The organism is Komagataeibacter sucrofermentans DSM 15973, assembly GCF_040581405.1.
Classification (GTDB): domain Bacteria; phylum Pseudomonadota; class Alphaproteobacteria; order Acetobacterales; family Acetobacteraceae; genus Komagataeibacter; species Komagataeibacter sucrofermentans.
In genome coordinates this window covers 461578-479121 of sequence record NZ_CP137157.1, presented here as the reverse complement: position 1 = coordinate 479121, position 17544 = coordinate 461578, and the positions used below count along the sequence as shown (strand labels likewise).

Genomic DNA, 17544 nt, shown 5'->3' with positions numbered 1-17544 from the left:
CGTGATCCGGAGACAGAATGACTGACGTCGTGGTGGTCGAATCGCCAGCCAAGGCGAAAACGATCAATAAGTATCTGGGTGAAAACTATACGGTTCTGGCCTCGTTCGGGCATGTGCGCGACCTTCCGCCCAAGGATGGCAGCGTCAAACCCGACGAAGGCTTTGCCATGGTGTGGGAAACCGACGAGCGCGGCAGCCGCCAGATCGCGGCCATTGCCAAGGCGCTGCGCGGGGCGACACACCTGTATCTCGCCACTGACCCCGACCGCGAGGGAGAGGCCATTTCGTGGCACGTGCGCTCGATCCTGGAGGAGAAAAAGCTCCTCAAGGGCATCGAGGTGCAGCGCGTCACCTTCAACGAGATCACCAAAAGCGCCATCAAGGCCGCGATGGCTCACCCGCGTGAACTCGACTTTCCGCTGATCGAGGCCTATCTCGCCCGCCGCGCGCTTGACTACCTCGTGGGCTTCACGCTCTCGCCGGTGCTGTGGCGCAAGCTGCCCGGCTCGCGCAGCGCAGGCCGTGTGCAGTCGGTGGCACTCAGGCTGATCTGCGAGCGCGAAGCCGAGATCGAGATCTTCAAGCCGCGTGAATACTGGTCGGTGCTGGCCCGCATGACCACGCCCGCAGGGGCTGCGTTTACCGCGCGGCTCACGCATCTTGATGGTCACAAGCTTGATCAGTTCGACCTTAACAACGAAGCCAGCGCCATGGCCGCCAGGGCTGCGGTCGAGGCCGGTGACTTCGGGGTAGAGAAGGTCGAGCGCCGCAAGGTGCGCCGCAACCCGCCGCCGCCGTTCACCACATCGACCATGCAGCAGGAGGCCTCGCGCAAGCTGGGCATGGGCGCGCAGGTAGCCATGCGCACGGCCCAGCAGCTTTATGAGGGCATCGACATCGGTGGCGAGACCGTGGGTCTCATCACCTATATGCGAACCGACGGCGTGCAGATGGCGGGTGAGGCGATCAGCGCCATCCGGGGCCATATCGGCCACAGCTTTGGCGAGCAGTACGTGCCCGACAAGCCGCGCATCTATTCCACCAAGGCCAAGAACGCGCAGGAAGCGCATGAGGCCATCCGCCCGACCGACGTGCGCCGCACGCCCGCCGACATGGCGCGTTACCTCTCGCCCGAGCAGAAAAAGCTGTACGACCTGGTGTGGAAGCGCTCGGTCGCCAGCCAGATGCAGTCCGCCGAACTCGACCAGGTGGCGGTTGACATCGTGGACCGCCAGAAGCGCGTGACCCTGCGCGCCACCGGCTCCATGATCGCGTTTGACGGCTTCCTGAAGCTCTATAGCGAAGGCCGCGACGACTCGCCCGCCAAGGCAGAGGACGAGCAGGACCGCATGCTGCCCGCCATGAAGGAGCGCGACGCCATCGGGCGCGGCGAGGTCACGGCGGACCAGCACTTCACCCAGCCACCGCCGCGCTACTCGGAGGCCTCGCTGGTGAAGAAGATGGAAGAGATCGGCATTGGCCGCCCTTCCACCTACGCCTCCATCCTGACCGTGCTGCGCGACCGCAATTACGTGCAGCTTGAAAACCGCCGCTTCATCCCCGAAGATCGCGGGCGGCTGGTCACGGCCTTCCTCACCTCGTTCTTCGAGCGGTATGTGGACACGCAGTTCACCGCAGGCCTTGAGGAACAGCTTGATGACATTTCAGGCGGCCGGGCCAACTGGCGCGATGTCATGTCCGCCTTCTGGTCCGACTTCTCGCACGCGGTGGACCAGACCAAGGACCTCAAGATATCCGACGTCATCACCGCACTTGATGCCGATCTTTCGCCTTACTTCTTCCCCGCGCGGGAAGACGGGCAGGACCCGCGCCTGTGCACGGCGTGCAACACCGGCAGGCTGGGGCTGAAGCTGGGGCGCTATGGCGCGTTCATCGGCTGCTCGAACTACCCCACGTGCCAGTACACCCGCAAACTCGTGGCCGACCCGAAGGAAGGCGATGACGCCGCCGCCCTGAAGGATGGCATGCGTGTGCTCGGTGCCGCACCCACCGGCGAGGACGTGACCGTGCGCCGTGGCCCGTGGGGGCTGTACGTGCAGCAGGGCGAGCCCGACCCCGAGGACAAGAAGGCCAAGCCCAGGCGCGCCACCATTCCGCGCGGGCTTGATGGCGACAAGATCACGCTCGAACAGGCGGTTGGCCTGCTGTCGCTGCCGCGCATCGTGGGTATTCACCCCGAACTTGGCGAGCCGATCGAGGCGGGTCTGGGCCGCTTTGGGCCATATGTGAAGATGGGCGCGGTCTATGGCTCGCTGGACAAGGATGACGATGTCCTGACCGTGGGGCTGAACCGCGCGGTCGATGCGCTGGCCAAGAAGCTGGCCTCGATCCGCACCATCGGCCCGCACCCCAAGGATGGCGAGCCGGTCATGGTGCGCAAGGGCCGCTTTGGCCCGTACGTTCAGCACGGTTCGATCGTGGCCACCGTGCCGCGCGCGCATGACATGAACGACGTGACCATGGAGGAAGCCCTGACGCTGCTGACCGAAAAGGGCAAGCCGCTCAAGGCCAAGGGCAAGAAAGCCACCACCACCCGCAAGCCCGCAGCCCGCAAGACAAAGGCCAAGGCGGCGGAAAGCGAGGACGGCAAGGAAGCCGCGCCCAAAAAGGCTGCACCAAAGAAAAAGGCAGCCCCCAAAAAGACGGCGGCCAAACCGGCGGCCAAAAAAACCACCACCCGCAAGAAGGCCGCCCCGGCCAAGACTGAAAGCGAGACGGACTGATCATGAAGCGGCAGCGTCCAGCAACTCCCGAGATGCCGGACCGCCTGCCCACGGGCACGCCGCCAGCCCGTACGGGTGGCCTGCCCGATCGTGAGCAGCTTCGCGCGTTTATCGAAGGGGCGACAGGCCGCATCGGCAAGCGCGAGATCAGCCGTGAATTCGGCCTTGGCCCGGAGCACAAGGGCGCATTGCGCCAGATGCTGCGCGACATGGCGCTTGATGGCACGCTTGCGCCTGCGGGCGCACGGCGCTTTCGCGTATCGGACCGGCTGCCCGAATCCATGGTGGTGCAGGTCACCGGCACCGATGCCGATGGCGACCCCATCGCCCGGCCGGTGCAGTGGGATGGCGAAGGCCCCTCCCCCACCGTGTTCATGCACCCCGAACTGCGCGGTCGCGCCGCCCTTGCTCCGGGCGAGCGCGTGGTGGCCCGCCTGCGCCGGGTCGGCCCCGGCAAGTATGAAGGCCGCACGCTGCGCCGCGTGAGTGATGCGCCCACCCAGATCGTGGGCCTGTTCCGCACCCTGCCAGCCGATGATCCCGCCGCCGCCACCCCGGCCCGCTTCCGCCCCGCAGGCCGCCTCACGCCAGCCGACCGTCGCGCCAAGGCGGAATGGGTCATCCCCACGGGCGAGGATGACAACGCGCCCGATAACGAAATTGTCATCGCCACCCCGCTGCCCCAGTCCGGGCCGGGGCTGCACCCTGCGCGCATCATCGAGCGCCTTGGCCCGCAGGGCGATGCCCGCACCATCAGCATGGTGGCAGTGGCCATGCTGGGCATTCCCCACGTCTTCCCCACCGAGGCGCTGGCGCAGGCAAAAGCCGCCCGTGGCGTCGCCCCCATGGGCCGCACCGACCTGCGTGATATGCCGCTGGTCACGATCGATGGCGCGGATGCACGCGATTTTGATGATGCCATCTATGCCGAACCCGATGGCGATGGCTTCCGCATCACCATCGCCATTGCCGACGTGGCCTGGTACGTGCGCCCCGGCAGTGCACTCGACCGCGAGGCCCGGCAGCGCGGCAATTCGGTCTACTTCCCCGACCGGGTGATCCCGATGCTGCCCGAGGATCTCTCGAACGGGTGGTGCTCGCTACGCCCCGATGAGGACCGGGGCTGCCTGTTCGTGACCATGAACGTGGCGCCTGATGGCGCTGTCAGCAATGCCCGCTTTGGCCGCGGCATCATGCGCAGCGCGGGCCGCCTGACCTATGAGCAGGTGCAGGCCGCGCGCGATGGTGCGCCCGACACCACCATGCAGGCCCTGCCGCCAGGCCTGCTCGACAGCCTGTTTGGCGCGTGGACCAGCCTCACCCATGCCCGCCGCGCGCGCGGCACACTGGACCTCGACCTGCCCGAGCGGCTGGTCCGGCTGGGTGATGGGGGCCAGATCACGGCCATTGCGCCGCGAATCCGCCTCGACAGCCACAGGCTGGTCGAAGAATTCATGATCGCGGCCAATGTCGCCGCCGCCCGCTGCCTTGAGGCGCGACATATTCCGTGCCTGTACCGCATCCACGCGCCCCCCACGCCCGAGCGGCTGGAAAGCCTGCGCCGCACGCTCGACCTGATGGGCCTGAAGCTGCCGCCCGTGGGCAGCCTGCGCGCCGCCGATCTTGACCGCGTGCTGGAGCAGGTGCGCGACACCGATCAGGCCGGGCTGGTCAATGAACTGATCCTGCGCGCGCAGAACCAGGCGGAATACAGCCCCGAGCCGATCGGGCATTTTGGCCTCTCGCTTGCGGCCTACGCGCATTTCACCAGCCCCATCCGCCGCTATGCCGACCTGCTGACCCACCGCGCCCTGCTCGTCGCCACCGGACTCGAGCCCGGCCCCGCACCCGGCCACGAAGCGCTTGAAGAAGTGGGCGAGGCCATCACCCGCACCGAGCGCCGCGCGGCACAGGCCGAGCGCGAGACGCTGGAGCGCTACGCCGCGACTTGGCTTGAGGCGCGGATCGGCACCGAGATGGACGGGCATATTTCCAGCCTGTCCCGATTCGGTATTTTTGTCGTGCTGGATGCAACAGGAACCTCCGCCCTGCTGCCCATGTCTGCCCTGCCGGAAGATCAATGGCATCACGATGAAAAAACGCAGACATTGCACGCACGCGACACGACCATGGCATTCCGCCCCGGTCAGGCTTTGCGCGTACGGATAGAAGAAGCATGCGCCATCCGGGGCACCGTCCTTCTGGCCCTGCCCGACGTGGCACCCCGCCTGCGGAAACGCAGGCCGTGAAACGCGCCCCGTTTCCCGTCATCATCGCCCGGCCCATGGGTCTGGGCGGCGAAGGGACGGGCGCGTGGCGGCGGCGCATGTCCACGCTGGGCCATCTCCCGCGTGATACGTTCATCCTGCTGCTCATCATCGCCCGGCTGACTACCGCCGCCTGCGCCGATGACCTGCCCGCCACCCCGCGCACGCCCACGCCCCAGCCACCACTGCATGAAGACAGCGTGGAAAATCCGGACATGCCCAGCATGGACCTCGCCGTGCTGTCCTCCGTCATGCAGGCGAGTCTGTCCTTTCTCCAGCCCCGCACGCTGGAGAACCACGCGATTCACGATTTCGCCCTGTGGGGGCTGAACGGGCTGAGCGCGCTCGATCCCTCGCTCAGCATTGATGAGCAGCACGGCTTCCTGCAACTCGCCGCCACCCAGAAGACCGTGCTCGCCCTGCCCGTGCCCGCACCGGATGACGTGGCGGGGTGGAGTGCTGCCATTACGCGCATCCTCGACGTGGCCTGGCATCACTCGGCCGCCATGCGCAACACCGGGCAGGACGGCGTGCTGCAGGGCTTCTTCGATGAGCTGTTCAATCACCTCGATCCCTATTCGCGCTATATCCCGCCCGGGGCCGCCGTATCGGACCGCAGCACCCGCACCGGGGGCGAGGCCACGGCGGGGCTGACGCTGGGGCTGGATCACCACGCCATCAGGATCACGGCGGTCAACGCCAACGGTCCGGCCTGGCCCACCAGCCTGGCGGCGGGCCAGATCGTGCGCGCGGTCAATGGCCGCTCCACCGAGTCCCACACGGTCGATACCGTGACCTCGTGGCTCAATGGCCCGGGGGGCAGCCTCGTGCGCATCACGGTGGAAGCGAAGGGGCGACAGACCACGGTCACCCTGCATCGCGCCTCAACCCCGCCCGAGACGGTGTTCGCCTATACCAGCGGCAAGCATGTGGTGCTGCACATCACCGCCTTCTCCGCCAACACGGCGGAGGAAATGAGCCAGTATCTTGACGAAGCCATGAACGTGCCCGGCATTTCGGGCCTGATCCTGGACCTGCGCGGCAACCGGGGCGGTGTGCTGCAGCAGGCCGTGACCACGTCGGCCCTCATGCTCGACCACGGGGTGGCCGCCATTACGCAGGGGCGCGACCCGCAGGCCAACCATGTCTGGGCCGTGCAGGGCGGCGACATGACCAATGGGTTGCCCATTATCGTGCTGGTTGATGGCCGGACCGCGAGTGCGGCCGAAATTCTCGCCGCCGCCCTGTCCGACCAGAAGCGCGGCGTGGTGATCGGCAGCGCGACGCTGGGCAAGGGGCTGGTGCAGACCATTGGCCAGATGCCCAACGGGGCCGAGCTATTTGTAACATGGAGTCGCGTGCTCGCGCCGCTGGGCTGGCCGCTGCAGGGGCTTGGCGTCATGCCGCAGGTGTGCACAAGCCGGGGCGAGAGCGAACTCGAGCGCCAGTTGCAGAACCTGGCCGAAGGCACGGCCGACAGCGCGCAGTGGGTCGTGCCGGCGCGTCAGCTACGCCTGCCTGCCGACCTGTCGCGCATTCTGGCCATCCGCAAGGCCTGCCCTGCCGCCATTGGCACCGATAGCGACCTTGATGCCGCCCATTCCCTGCTCGACAACCCCGAGGAATACCGCGCCGCCCTGTCGGCCATACCGGAAGAAGACGCCGCGCCCCCAAACGGGGGGTGAGTCGCCCGCGCGGGCAAAAACCATGCTATTCCTGCATGCCACCCTCTGTTTTTATGCATTACCGGAGAAATCAGACCCCATGGAAGAACCCCGCCTGAAAACCGGCCTGTGGGTCCGGGCAATGCTGCGCCAGGCTGGACAGAAGGGAAATCCGGGCATGGTGCTGCACCATGGCGATGATGACGCAGGCGGCGTGCTGGCCGTGCTTCTGGGGCGCGGGGGGCGGATGTGCGTGCTGTCCCAGACCCGTACCCCCGATGGACGCCGGGCATGGTTCCGCGCTACAGGGGAGACGGATGTTGATCAGGCCAGTGTTGACGCCTATGTCACACGGCAGATGGAACGCGACCCCGACTTGTGGGTTGTTGAATTTGATGCCCCTGATCTGATGCCGCCGTTTGAAGCAAGATTGATATGAAAGACGTGATTCCACGGATTTGAAAGCAGGGAAACCGATCCGGCCAGAAAGGTGTGGCATCTGACACACAGTCAGCCATGCCAGTGGGCCACACTACCCCGAGCGGCGGGTTAAGGTGGTGGCAATGGATTGTCAGGGGCGGTTTCTTTCAGCAAAAGAATGCGGATGCTGATCAGTCCAGGGAATATGGCACGTGCACCCGACCGGGCCTATATGCCGGAAGAGGCCCGTCGAAGGGAGAAAAAGAGTATGAATCTGCGGTACGGATTGCTTGCAGGGTCTTTATTGGCTGCCTCGGTTACCCTGGGCTCCGTGCTGGTCTCCGCTCCGGTATTCGCCCAGCCTGTTCAGGGCCTGTATATGAGCGGTGAAGGTGGCGCGACCTTCAACCAGGGCCAGGTCATACGGAATTCTTCGGCACGTGATCAGTTTCGCACCGGCGCCATCGGCCTCGGCGCGATTGGCTGGGGGCTTGGCAATGGCTTCCGCGTCGAGCTTGAGGGCCATTATCGCAACAATGACCTGAAAACCGTGGGCGGCAATGCCGCCTATCATGCCCATGCCGATGGCCGGCAGCAGGAATCGGGGCTGATGGCCAATGCGCTGTTCGACCTTGATATCGGCAAAAGCTGGCTGTTCCCGTATTTTGGCGCGGGTATCGGCTATGGCTGGCAGAACATGAACACCACCATCACGGGCAACGTGAATGGGGCGAACTACAGCCAGCATGTGAGCGGCAGCTACGGCAACTTCGCCTATCAGGGCATATTCGGCCTTTCCTTCCCCATGCCGTGGGTCGTGGGCCTGTCGGCCACGGCGGAATACCGGTTCTGGACCATGCTCGGCCCGCAGTCGCACCATTCCGTGGTAACGGGCAGCGCGACCACGCTTGCCGCCATGAACGGCGACTATGGCTTTCGTGATGGCAACCGTGACAGCCGCACCGACTTCAACCATTCGCTGATGCTCGGCCTGCGCTACGAGTTCAACCCTGCGCCGCCACCACCGCCGCCGCCTTCAACCAACGCCGTGCCTGCCCCGGCCGAGAACCGCACCTATCTCGTGTTCTTTGACTGGGACCGCAGCGACCTGACCGACCGCGCCCGCTCCATTGTGGCGGTGGCGGCCCAGGCCTCGACCAACACCCAGACCACGCGCATCGAGGTCAATGGCTATACTGACAACTCGGCGGCCCATCCCGGCCCGCAGGGGGAAAAGTATAATCAGGCCCTCTCGCTCAGGCGCGCACAGGTCATCAAGGCCGAACTGGTGCGTGACGGCGTGCCCGGCCCCGCCATCGACATTCATGGCTATGGTGATTCCAACCCGCTGGTGCAGACCGCAGCCAACACGCGCGAGGCACAGAACCGCCGGGTCGAGATCATCCTGCACTGAGCACCCACTTCCACGCCTGAGCATGGAAAAGAAAAAAGCGGCACCGCAAGGGAGCCGCTTTTTCCATATGGGGCTGTGTGAACCAAATGTTTTCAGGCGCTGCCTTTTTTGCAAAAGGCGGCGCCTGGAACTTCCGATCTAGACCAGCCCGGTGAACAGGGACGTGGACAGGTAGCGCTCGGCAAAGGAAGGCGCGATGGTCACGATGGTCTTGCCTGCGTTCTCGGGTCGTCCTGCAAGCTGTATGGCCGCATGGAGCGCCGCCCCCGATGAAATGCCCACCGGCACCCCGTCCAGCCGCGCACAGCGGCGGGCGGCGGCAATCGCCTCGCGCTCCGATACCGGCAGCACGCCCGCGAGCGCCGCGAGGTCGAGCGTGCGGGGGCAGAAGCCCGGCCCGATTCCCTGAATGCCATGCGGCCCCGGCTCATCGCCGTTGAGAATGGCGCTTTCCATCGGCTCCACGCCATAGACCTCGATGCCGGGCTTGCGGGGCTTGAGCCCATGGGCAATGCCGCTTGCCGTGCCGCCCGTGCCCAGGCCCGCTACCACAATATCAACCGCGCCCGCCGTATCGACCCAGATTTCCTCTGCCGTGGTGGCGGCATGGATGGCAGGGTTGGCGGGATTATCGAACTGGCGCGGCATCCAGGCATTGGGGGTTTTTTGCAGGATTTCCTCCGCCCGTGCGATGGCGCCCGCCATGCCAAGGCGCGAGGGGGTGAGTTCAAGCTGGGCATCGAGCAGGCGCAGCATCTTGCGGCGCTCGATCGAGGCCCCCTCCGGCATGGTCACGATCAGCCTGTAGCCCCGGGCCGCCGCGACAAAAGCCAGCGAAATGCCGGTATTGCCCGAAGTCGGTTCCACCAGCGTGGTTTTGCCGGGATGGATCTCGCCCCGCGCCTCGGCATCCTCGATCATGGCAGCGCCGATGCGGTCCTTGACGGAGGCGAGCGGATTGAAGAATTCCAGCTTCATCAGCACGCGGGCGGCAAGGCCGTCCTCGCGGGTCAGATGCGGCAGCGCCACGAGCGGCGTGCCCCCCACGGTCTCGACAATGGAGTCGTATATCCGCCCGCGCGGGGCGGCAAAACCGTACGTGCGATCGGGCGGGGTGGTTTTCGTCATCCGGTATCACTCCTTGGTGCGGTAATGGCCTATTCACGCGTGCAGTCTGACATAATCCACCATCCTCCTGAACAGAAGCGTGGAACAATCAGCAAATTACTGGTAAACGGGGGAAACCGGTTTTTCATCCATGCAAGGCGAGGCTGAACGATATGCTGCTGCGGCGTGACAGGACCATGATCGCCATACTGATCATGCTGGACGTGGCCTTTCACGCGGGGCGGAATGGCACCATCAGCGCTGCCGACATCGCCGAGCGCGCGGGCCTGGCCCGGCGCGGGATCGAGCCGCTGCTCCAGACCCTGTCACGCTCGGGCCTGCTGGAAAGCGTGCGTGGCCCCCGTGGCGGCTACCGGCTTGGCCGCCCGCGGCGCGATATACTGCTGGCGGATATCCTTGCGGTCATCACGGCGGAGGACAATACGGATGACGGCCCCGTTGGCGGCCTGTTCCAGAAAGTTGTCGAGCCATGCTGGCAGGAATTCGATGCGATGATCGATGAACAGTGCCGCAAGATCAGCCTTGATGACCTTGTGCGCCGGGCCGAGCATGCCGGCATGCGCCGCCCCCTGCCCGAGCCGATCACCTTCTCCATCTAGGCCATCTGCCAGCCCCGCCGCAGCAGGGCTGGCCAGCCGCCGGATTACTTCGCGGCGGTAACGGCGGGCGCGGTGACGGTTGTGGTCACATTCATGTATTCACGCGGCTTGCCCCCACCGGGAATCAGCACGACACGGAACTTGTCCGGGCCGGAATAGGCGGTGTTGGCCGTGTAGGTCACATAAGTGTGATCATTATAATTATAGATGAACACCTTGCCGTGATCGGGCGCGGGAGAAACGCCAAACGAGGCATAGGGATGGCCTGCCGAGGCCCGCGTCTCGATGGCGCAGTAGCCATCATCGCTGCGCACCTGCATGGTAGTGGACTTGGTGTCCTTGCCCGCATCGGCAAGGCTGCCAACCTGGCACTGGCCCGAGGCCTTCATGTAGTTATAGGGATTGGGGGTTCCGGTGATGCCACCAAGGTTCACCGCCGGTTTGTTGTCACATCCGGCGAGCAGAAGGCCCGTCGTCATCATGATTGCAGACAGTCGCAGTCGCACTCGTCAGCTCCGCTGTGTTTGATACATCACCCGTTAAGGACCATTGCGCCTGCGCCGCCCCGTAACGGTCAGGATTGGCGCGCGGGCCAACCACCATGGCATACGCTGTAGAACAACGCATCCAGGCGGAAAAGCCCCACCCCTGTCTTTTGCGCAGGCATGCACGCCCTGCCCGTGTGGCATACCCGGACCACGGGGCGCTGTCATCCCATCGTGCATTCATAACGCATCTTTTTGAACGCGGGTCTGTCACGCGCCCTTTTGGCGGCAGCGTGTTTGCGCTATAGACCTGATCCGGATTTCATCGTGCCGGAATATGCGGGGTCCGTGCATTACCCCCATTGGCAACCGCCCCACTATCTCTGGAGAACCCGTCCTGATGTCCATGTCGATCTGGCGCGCTGGCGCTGCAGCTCTTGCCCTTGTGGGGCTGGTTAATGGCGGGCAGGCACTGGCTGCCGGTCCCTGCTCCCCCTCCCCCGCGCATGAGGCGTTTGACGTGCAGGGGCTGAAGAGCCAGCTCATGGTCACCGCGCTGTCCTGTGGCGTGCAGGACAAGTACAACAACTTTGTTGGCAAGTTCCGCCCCAAGCTCGCGGCCGAGGAGCACGTGCTCAACGGATATTTCTCCACCACCTATGGCCGCAACGCCCAGCGCCAGCATGATGACTACATCACGCAGCTCGCCAACGTGCAGTCCGAGCGCGGCCTGCAGGCGGGCACCGCGTTCTGCCAGCAGCATGTTTCCATGTTCGATGAGGTGCAGGAGCTCGAAAGCACGGCCGACCTGTCGAACTATGCCCAGGCCAAGGACATCATCCAGCCCGCGTCCTACCTGACCTGCACGGCTCCCAACCATCCGGCCGCAGCCCCTGCCCGCACGCGCGCGCCCGCGCGCCGCACGGTGCGTAGCTGACCGACGCGCCAGCCTGCGCGCCAGAAGCTGAAGAAAAATCGGGGCCGGGCTTTGTCCGGCCTTTTTCATGCCTGCAAGTGCGGGCATAGTCGGCGCAGGGAGACAGGCCGCGCAGCTTGACAGGACGTGACCTGACAGAACAAAGAACGCTTCATGAACGACGATCTTTTTTCCACGCCTGCGCCGCCTGCCCGGCCCACTTCACACAAGGTTTCCCCCGCCGCCATGCCAGACCCCGCAAAAAACGGTCCCGATTCCTATGACGCCAGCGCCATTGAGGTGCTGGAAGGACTCGAACCCGTGCGGCGGCGGCCGGGCATGTATATCGGCGGCACGGACGAGACGGCGTATCATCACCTCGCCTCCGAAATTCTCGATAACGCGATGGACGAGGCCGTGGCCGGCCACGCCACCACCATCGATGTAACCCTCGAGGCCGGTGACTACCTGACCATCCGCGATAACGGGCGCGGAATTCCGGTCGATGCGCATCCGCGCTTTCCCGATCGCTCTGCGCTTGAGGTCATCCTGACCACGCTGCATGCGGGCGGCAAGTTCTCGGGCAAGGCCTATGCCACCTCGGGCGGGCTGCACGGGGTTGGCTCATCGGTGGTCAATGCCCTGGCGTCGCGCATGGAAGTGGAAATCGCGCGTGATCGTGCCCTGTGGCGGCAGGTCTATGAGCGTGGTCGCCCGCTTTCAGGCGTGGAAAAAATCGGCCCGGTCAATAACCGGCGCGGCACCCAAATCCGTTTCACCCCTGACCCCGAGATTTTCGGGCGGTTGCATTTCTCGCCCGCGCGGCTGTACCGGCTGTGCCGCTCCAAGGCATTCCTGTTCCGTGGCGTCACCATCCGCTGGTCGTGCGACCCCGCGCTGATCAAGGACCATGACATCCCCGCCGAGGCCGTGCTGCACTTCCCCGGTGGTTTGGCTGACAGCCTGCGCGATGAACTTGGCGAGAAAGCCGCCCTGCTGACCGACCTGTGGGCCGGTGACGCCGACCTGCCCACCGGCCCCGATGGCGCGGATACCGGGCGCATGGAATGGGCCATCGCCTTTCTTGAGCAGGGCACATCGGCGCTGGCGTCCTACTGCAACACCATTCCCACCCCCAATGGCGGCACGCACGAGACCGGGTTTCGCAACGCGTTGGTCAAGGGCCTGCGCAACTGGGGCGAGCAGCGCGCCAACAAGCGCGCGGCCAACATCACCGCCGATGACATCATGGGCTGCATCGCCGCCAAGCTGTCGGTGTTCATCCGCGACCCGCAGTTTCAGGGTCAGACCAAGGAGAAGCTGACCAGCGGCGAGGCCAGCAAGCTCGTCGAGACCGCGCTGCGCGACCGCTTCGACCACTGGCTGGCGGGCAACCCGCCCCAGGCCGATAACCTGCTGGCCTTTGTGGTGGAACGCGCCGAGGAGCGCCTGCGCCGCAAGGAGCAGAAGGACACCCCGCGCAAAAGTGCGACCCGCCGCCTGCGCCTGCCCGGCAAGCTGACCGACTGCACGCGCGAGAACGCGGCCGAGACCGAAATCTTTCTGGTGGAAGGCGATTCGGCAGGCGGGTCGGCCAAGCAGGCCCGCAACCGCGAAACACAGGCCGTGCTGCCGCTGCGCGGCAAGATCCTGAACGTGGCCAGCGCCTCGAATGAAAAGCTGCGCGGCAATCAGGAACTACGCGATCTGGTCGAGGCCCTGGGCTGCGGCACGGGCGAGCGTTTTGATGCGAGCAAGCTGCGCTATGGCCGCATCATCATCATGACCGATGCCGATGTGGATGGCGCGCATATCGCCTCCCTGCTCATGACGTTTTTCTACCGCGAACTGCCCGGCCTGATCCGGGGCGGGCACCTGTACCTGGCCCAGCCGCCGCTCTACCGCCTGACACAGGGCAGCAAGAGCATTTACGCCATGGATGACGCCGATCGCGAGCGCAAGCTCAGGAAGGTGTTCAAGCCCAACAGCAAGGTCGAGGTCTCGCGCTTCAAGGGTCTGGGTGAAATGCCGCCCGCCGACCTCAAGCAGACCACCATGGACCCCAAACACCGCACGCTGCTCAAGGTCATCACCCCGCCCGAAGACCGGGCGTTTACGCTCGAGCGCGTGGAACACCTGATGGGCCGCAAGGCGGAACTGCGCTTCCGCTTCATTCAGGAACACGCCAATCAGGTCGATAACCTCGACGTATAAAAAAACCGGCCTCCAGAGGGGGCCGGGCTTTAAAAGCAGAAGTTTTTGGTGAAGCTTTTTTCAAAAAGCTTCAAAAGAATGCCGCCTTGTGAAAAAGGCGGCACCAAAAACTTTTATCATTTTTTATCCTGCCACATGCGTGATCTGCGCAGGCTCGACCGCCGCCACGGTGGCCAGCGGGTGCAGCAGGTAGGTCACGGCAGGATCAAACACGCGCAGGAACGAGTTGGGGTGCACACCCATCCATATGGTGACGATGGCCAGCGGCACCAGCACGGCCAGTTCCTGCCCGGTCAGGTCACGCAGCAGTGCTACGATGCCACCCCGGTCCGCGCCAAACAGCACGCGGCGGTAGAGCACCAGCATATAGACCGCACCCAGAATCATGCTCGTGCCACCGAGGAAGGCCAGCCAGAACGAGACATGCAGCGCGCCGACCATGACCAGAAACTCACCCACGAAGGCTCCCGTGCCCGGCAGGCCGATATTGGCCATGACAAACAGCATGGCCAGCGTGGCGAGCACCGGCATCTTGTGGGCCACGCCGGAGAATGCGCTGATCTCGCGCGTTTCCGCCCGCCAGGATACAGCGGAAACGCAGAAGAACAGTGCTGCGATCACGATGCCATGCGAGAGCATCTGGAAGATCGCGCCATCAATCCCCTCGGGCGTGAGCGTGAACAGCCCGATGGCGATCACCCCCATATGCGAGAACGAGGAATAGGCGATCACGCGCTTCATGTCGGTCTGCGCCAGCGCGATGATGGCGGCGTAGATCACCGCGATTACGCCCAGCGTCAGCACCACGGGGGCAAACAGCCGCGCCGCATCGGGGAACATCATCACCCCAAAGCGCAGCAGGCCGTACGCACCCGCCTTTGACAGCACGCCAGAAAGCATGACCGAGGCCGGGGTCGGGGCCTCCGTATAGGCATCGGGCAGCCACGCATGCAGCGGAAACAGCGGCAGCTTGACGCCAAAGGCGATGATGAAGCCCGCCAGCAGCCAGCACTGCATGCCGTGGCCAAAGCCATGATGCTGCAGGGCCACGATGTCGGTGGTGCCGGTGGCGTTCCACATGGCCAGCAATGCCAGCAGCATGAACAGCGAGCCGCCAAAGGTGAACAGGAAGAACTGCAGCGAGGCCCAGACCCGGCGCGGGCCGCCCCATACGCCAATCATCAGGCTGGCAGGCAGCAGCGTTGCTTCATAGAACACATAGAACAGCACCAGATCGAGCGCCGAGAACAGCCCGATCAGCGTCGTTTCCAGCACCAGCATGGCCACCATGTAGTCGCGCACCCGCCCCGTGACCTGCCGCCACCCGCCAATGATGGCCAGTGGAGTCAGGAAGGCGGAAAGCAGCACGAACATGAGGCTGATGCCATCAACCCCCACATGGTAGGACATGCCCGCGCCACTGGCCCACCTGACCTGTTGCTCGAACGCAATACCGTGCCGTGCGGGGTCGAACTGCGCCCACATGAGCACGGCCAGCACGAACACGATGCCGCTGGTCCACAACGCCACCCAGCGCGCGGCGGTCTCGATACTCTGGGCCGTGCCGCGCGTGAGCATGATGGCCGCAGCCCCCACAAGGGGCAGATACGTAACTAGGGAGAGCAGGATCGGATGCACATTCGGTCTCACATCATCCATGAATGATGCGCTGACCCTAGGAGCGTTGGCGGGAGAGAATCCAGCCACGCCCCGCTCACATTATGCAGAGGAACCCCGGCATGCCACAGCCATGGCGCCTCTGCTCCACGCCCATGCGGCCCCTGCCGCGCGGCCTAGCGGCGACCGAACATCCGCTCAAGATCGGCCTTTTCCAGCTTCAGCCAGGTGGGGCGGCCATGCGAGCAGGTGCCCGCGCGCGGCGTGCGTTCCATGTCGCGCAGCAGGGCGTTCATTTCCTCGTGTGTGAGCCTGCGGCCCGCGCGCACGCTGCCGTGGCAGGCCATGCGGGCAATGATCGCATCCATGCGGCTGTCCAGCGCATCGGCCTGCGCGGGGGTGGAAAGCTCGTCCGCCTCCAGTTCCTCGGCCAGGTCGCGCAGCATGGAAGCCGGGTTTTCCTTGCCCAGCAGCGCAGGCAGGGCGCGCACCAGCACCGCCGTGCCGCCAAAGGGTTCGATCTCGATGCCCAGCCGGGCCAGCGCGGGGGCGAAAGGCAGCAGCACCGCCACCTGCCGGGCAGGCAGGTCCACCACCTCGGGCAGCAGGAGTCGCTGGGCGCGGATCTCGCCGCCAAGATACTGCGCGCGCAAGATTTCATGCGTCAGGCGCTCATGGGCGGCGTGCTGGTCCACCAGCACCAGCGCGCCATCCGCCGTCTGTGACAGGATATAGGTGCCCAGCACCTGCGCTACCGCCGCGCCAAGCGGATGCGCCATGGCGGCAGTGGTGTCGGCATGCTCAAGCACGGCTTGCGGCACCGCCTTGCGGGCCGCAGGAAGGGCCGCGAGCGGCAGCGACGACTCGGCAAAGCCGGGGGGCAGGTCCGGATCGGCCTGCGGGGCTGGCGGCATTGGGGCTGCCATGCGGGTGGACAGGTCCGCCGCGTCATTCCCGCGCTCGGGCGGGTACCATATCCGCGCGGCTGATGGCCCGCGCGACTGGAGCAGGTCGGGCCGCACGCCCGCAACACCCGCCCCGGCGCCAAGGGCGCGCCCTAGCGCGCCAATGACCAGCGCGCGCACCGCAGCCGAGTCGGCATAGCGCAGCTCGGTCTTGGCGGGATGCACGTTCACATCCACCTGCTCGGGCGGAATTTCCAGCGACAGGGCCACGACCGCATGCCGCCCGTGCTCCATCACGTTGCGATAGGCCACCCTGACTGCCGTGCGCAGCACCGGATCAACCACGGGCCGCCCATTGACCAGCAGCATCTGCCCGTTGGCCGTGGCCCGATGCACCGATGGCGCGCAGATATAACCACTCAGCTTGAGGTCGCCACGCTGGCCTTCAACCGCCAGCAGACCATCGGCCTGACCGGCCTCGAGAATGGCCGCAACGCGGGCGGCGCGGTCCTGCGCGGGCAGGTCAAGGACTACGCGCTGGTCAAATTCCAGCCTGAACGCCACATGCGGGGCGGACAGCGCCAGCCTGCGCACCACGTTCTCGGCATGGCTGGATTCGACACGTGGGCTTTTGAGGAATTTGCGCCGCGCGGGTGTGGCAAAAAACAGGTCCTCCACCAGTACGCGGGTGCCCGCAGGCCCGGCACAGGGTTCGGGCTGGCTGACGGCGCCCCCTTCCACGCGGATGGACCACGCCGAATCCGTCCCATGTTGCCGCGACATGACAGTAAGCCGTGCCGCAGCCCCGATGGAGGGCAGCGCCTCCCCTCGGAAGCCAAGGGTAGAAATGCGCACCAGCGTCTCGTCACGCAATTTGGAGGTGCAGTGCCGCTCAACCGCCAGGCACAGGTCATCGGGCGACATGCCGCAGCCGTCGTCGGTCACCTCGATGCGGTCGATTCCGCCACGATCAAGGCGGATGCCGATGCGCCGCGCCCCCGAATCGAGGGCGTTTTCCACCAGTTCCTTCAGCGCCGCAGCCGGGCGCTCGATCACCTCGCCTGCGGCAATGCGATTGACCACCTGCTCCGACAGGCGACGGATGACCGGCAATTCAGGCGTAGAAGACGTATTCATGCGGATAAACCGGCGGTTGGGGCGGCCTGATGCC

General features: G+C 65.3%; 12 protein-coding genes. 8 read left to right on the top strand and 4 right to left on the bottom strand.

Annotated features, from left to right (window positions below; translation table 11 throughout):
- The first annotated feature begins 17 nt into the window (after window positions 1-17).
- From topA to R5N89_RS02265, 5 genes are all read left to right on the top strand, one after another.
- A complete protein-coding gene (gene topA, locus R5N89_RS02285) occupies window positions 18-2744 on the top strand; it encodes a type I DNA topoisomerase (RefSeq protein ID WP_110568940.1) in 2727 nt (908 codons plus the stop codon).
- A 32-nt stretch (window positions 2745-2776) separates the two neighbouring features.
- Window positions 2777-4993, top strand: coding sequence for a ribonuclease R family protein (locus tag R5N89_RS02280; protein ID WP_110568941.1), 2217 nt, complete (start codon window positions 2777-2779; stop codon window positions 4991-4993).
- Window positions 4990-6696, top strand: a complete 1707-nt coding sequence (locus R5N89_RS02275; protein ID WP_110569044.1) for a S41 family peptidase — start codon at window positions 4990-4992, stop codon at window positions 6694-6696. Before R5N89_RS02280 ends, R5N89_RS02275 begins: the two co-directional genes overlap by 4 nt.
- A 79-nt stretch (window positions 6697-6775) precedes the next feature.
- Complete coding sequence (locus R5N89_RS02270) at window positions 6776-7114, top strand: DUF1491 family protein (protein ID WP_110568942.1); 339 nt, start codon at window positions 6776-6778, stop codon at window positions 7112-7114.
- Window positions 7115-7363: 249 nt separating this feature from the next.
- Window positions 7364-8509, top strand: coding sequence for an OmpA family protein (locus tag R5N89_RS02265; RefSeq protein WP_167400862.1), 1146 nt, complete (start codon window positions 7364-7366; stop codon window positions 8507-8509).
- 138 nt (window positions 8510-8647) lie between these two features.
- Here the strand turns inward: R5N89_RS02265 and cysK are convergent, their stop codons facing one another.
- Window positions 8648-9637 (bottom strand): cysteine synthase A, encoded by a 990-nt coding sequence (gene cysK / locus R5N89_RS02260; RefSeq protein ID WP_110568944.1) that lies wholly within the window; start codon window positions 9635-9637, stop codon window positions 8648-8650.
- Window positions 9638-9789: 152 nt separating this feature from the next.
- Here cysK and R5N89_RS02255 point away from each other — a divergent pair, with 152 nt between their 5' ends.
- Window positions 9790-10236, top strand: a complete 447-nt coding sequence (locus tag R5N89_RS02255) for an Rrf2 family transcriptional regulator (protein WP_110568945.1) — start codon at window positions 9790-9792, stop codon at window positions 10234-10236.
- Between the two features lie 44 nt (window positions 10237-10280).
- On the opposite strand, the gene R5N89_RS02250 is transcribed toward R5N89_RS02255, so the two are convergent.
- Entirely contained in the window at window positions 10281-10718 is a 438-nt protein-coding gene (locus R5N89_RS02250; protein ID WP_110568946.1) for a hypothetical protein, read from the bottom strand.
- A gap of 403 nt (window positions 10719-11121) precedes the next feature.
- On the opposite strand from R5N89_RS02250, the gene R5N89_RS02245 reads away from it, so the two are divergent.
- Window positions 11122-11658: a hypothetical protein gene (locus tag R5N89_RS02245; protein WP_110568947.1), complete on the top strand. Its 537-nt coding sequence runs from the start codon at window positions 11122-11124 to the stop codon at window positions 11656-11658.
- Between the two features lie 153 nt (window positions 11659-11811).
- On the top strand, window positions 11812-13851 hold the full coding sequence (gene parE / locus R5N89_RS02240; protein ID WP_110568948.1) for a DNA topoisomerase IV subunit B: 2040 nt from the start codon (window positions 11812-11814) through the stop codon (window positions 13849-13851).
- Between the two features lie 123 nt (window positions 13852-13974).
- On the opposite strand, the gene R5N89_RS02235 is transcribed toward parE, so the two are convergent.
- Entirely contained in the window at window positions 13975-15510 is a 1536-nt protein-coding gene (locus R5N89_RS02235; protein WP_110568949.1) for an NADH-quinone oxidoreductase subunit M, read from the bottom strand.
- Between the two features lie 134 nt (window positions 15511-15644).
- The gene (gene mutL, locus R5N89_RS02230; RefSeq protein ID WP_110568950.1) at window positions 15645-17510 is read right to left on the bottom strand and encodes a DNA mismatch repair endonuclease MutL; all 1866 of its coding nucleotides are present in this window, start codon (window positions 17508-17510) and stop codon (window positions 15645-15647) included.
- Window positions 17511-17544: the final 34 nt, after the last annotated feature.

What these genes read in the sequence shown, in the direction of transcription:
- R5N89_RS02270 (WP_110568942.1), top strand. Translation starts at nt 6,776, where the DNA reads ATGGAAGAACCCCGCCTGAAAACCGGCCTGTGGGTCCGGGCAATGCTG.
- cysK (WP_110568944.1), bottom strand. Translation starts at nt 9,637, where the DNA reads ATGACGAAAACCACCCCGCCCGATCGCACGTACGGTTTTGCCGCCCCG.
- R5N89_RS02250 (WP_110568946.1), bottom strand. Translation starts at nt 10,718, where the DNA reads ATGATGACGACGGGCCTTCTGCTCGCCGGATGTGACAACAAACCGGCG.
- R5N89_RS02265 (WP_167400862.1), top strand. Translation starts at nt 7,364, where the DNA reads ATGAATCTGCGGTACGGATTGCTTGCAGGGTCTTTATTGGCTGCCTCG.
- R5N89_RS02280 (WP_110568941.1), top strand. Translation starts at nt 2,777, where the DNA reads ATGCCGGACCGCCTGCCCACGGGCACGCCGCCAGCCCGTACGGGTGGC.
- topA (WP_110568940.1), top strand. Translation starts at nt 18, where the DNA reads ATGACTGACGTCGTGGTGGTCGAATCGCCAGCCAAGGCGAAAACGATC.
- R5N89_RS02255 (WP_110568945.1), top strand. Translation starts at nt 9,790, where the DNA reads ATGCTGCTGCGGCGTGACAGGACCATGATCGCCATACTGATCATGCTG.
- R5N89_RS02245 (WP_110568947.1), top strand. Translation starts at nt 11,122, where the DNA reads ATGTCCATGTCGATCTGGCGCGCTGGCGCTGCAGCTCTTGCCCTTGTG.
- mutL (WP_110568950.1), bottom strand. Translation starts at nt 17,510, where the DNA reads ATGAATACGTCTTCTACGCCTGAATTGCCGGTCATCCGTCGCCTGTCG.
- R5N89_RS02235 (WP_110568949.1), bottom strand. Translation starts at nt 15,510, where the DNA reads ATGGATGATGTGAGACCGAATGTGCATCCGATCCTGCTCTCCCTAGTT.
- parE (WP_110568948.1), top strand. Translation starts at nt 11,812, where the DNA reads ATGAACGACGATCTTTTTTCCACGCCTGCGCCGCCTGCCCGGCCCACT.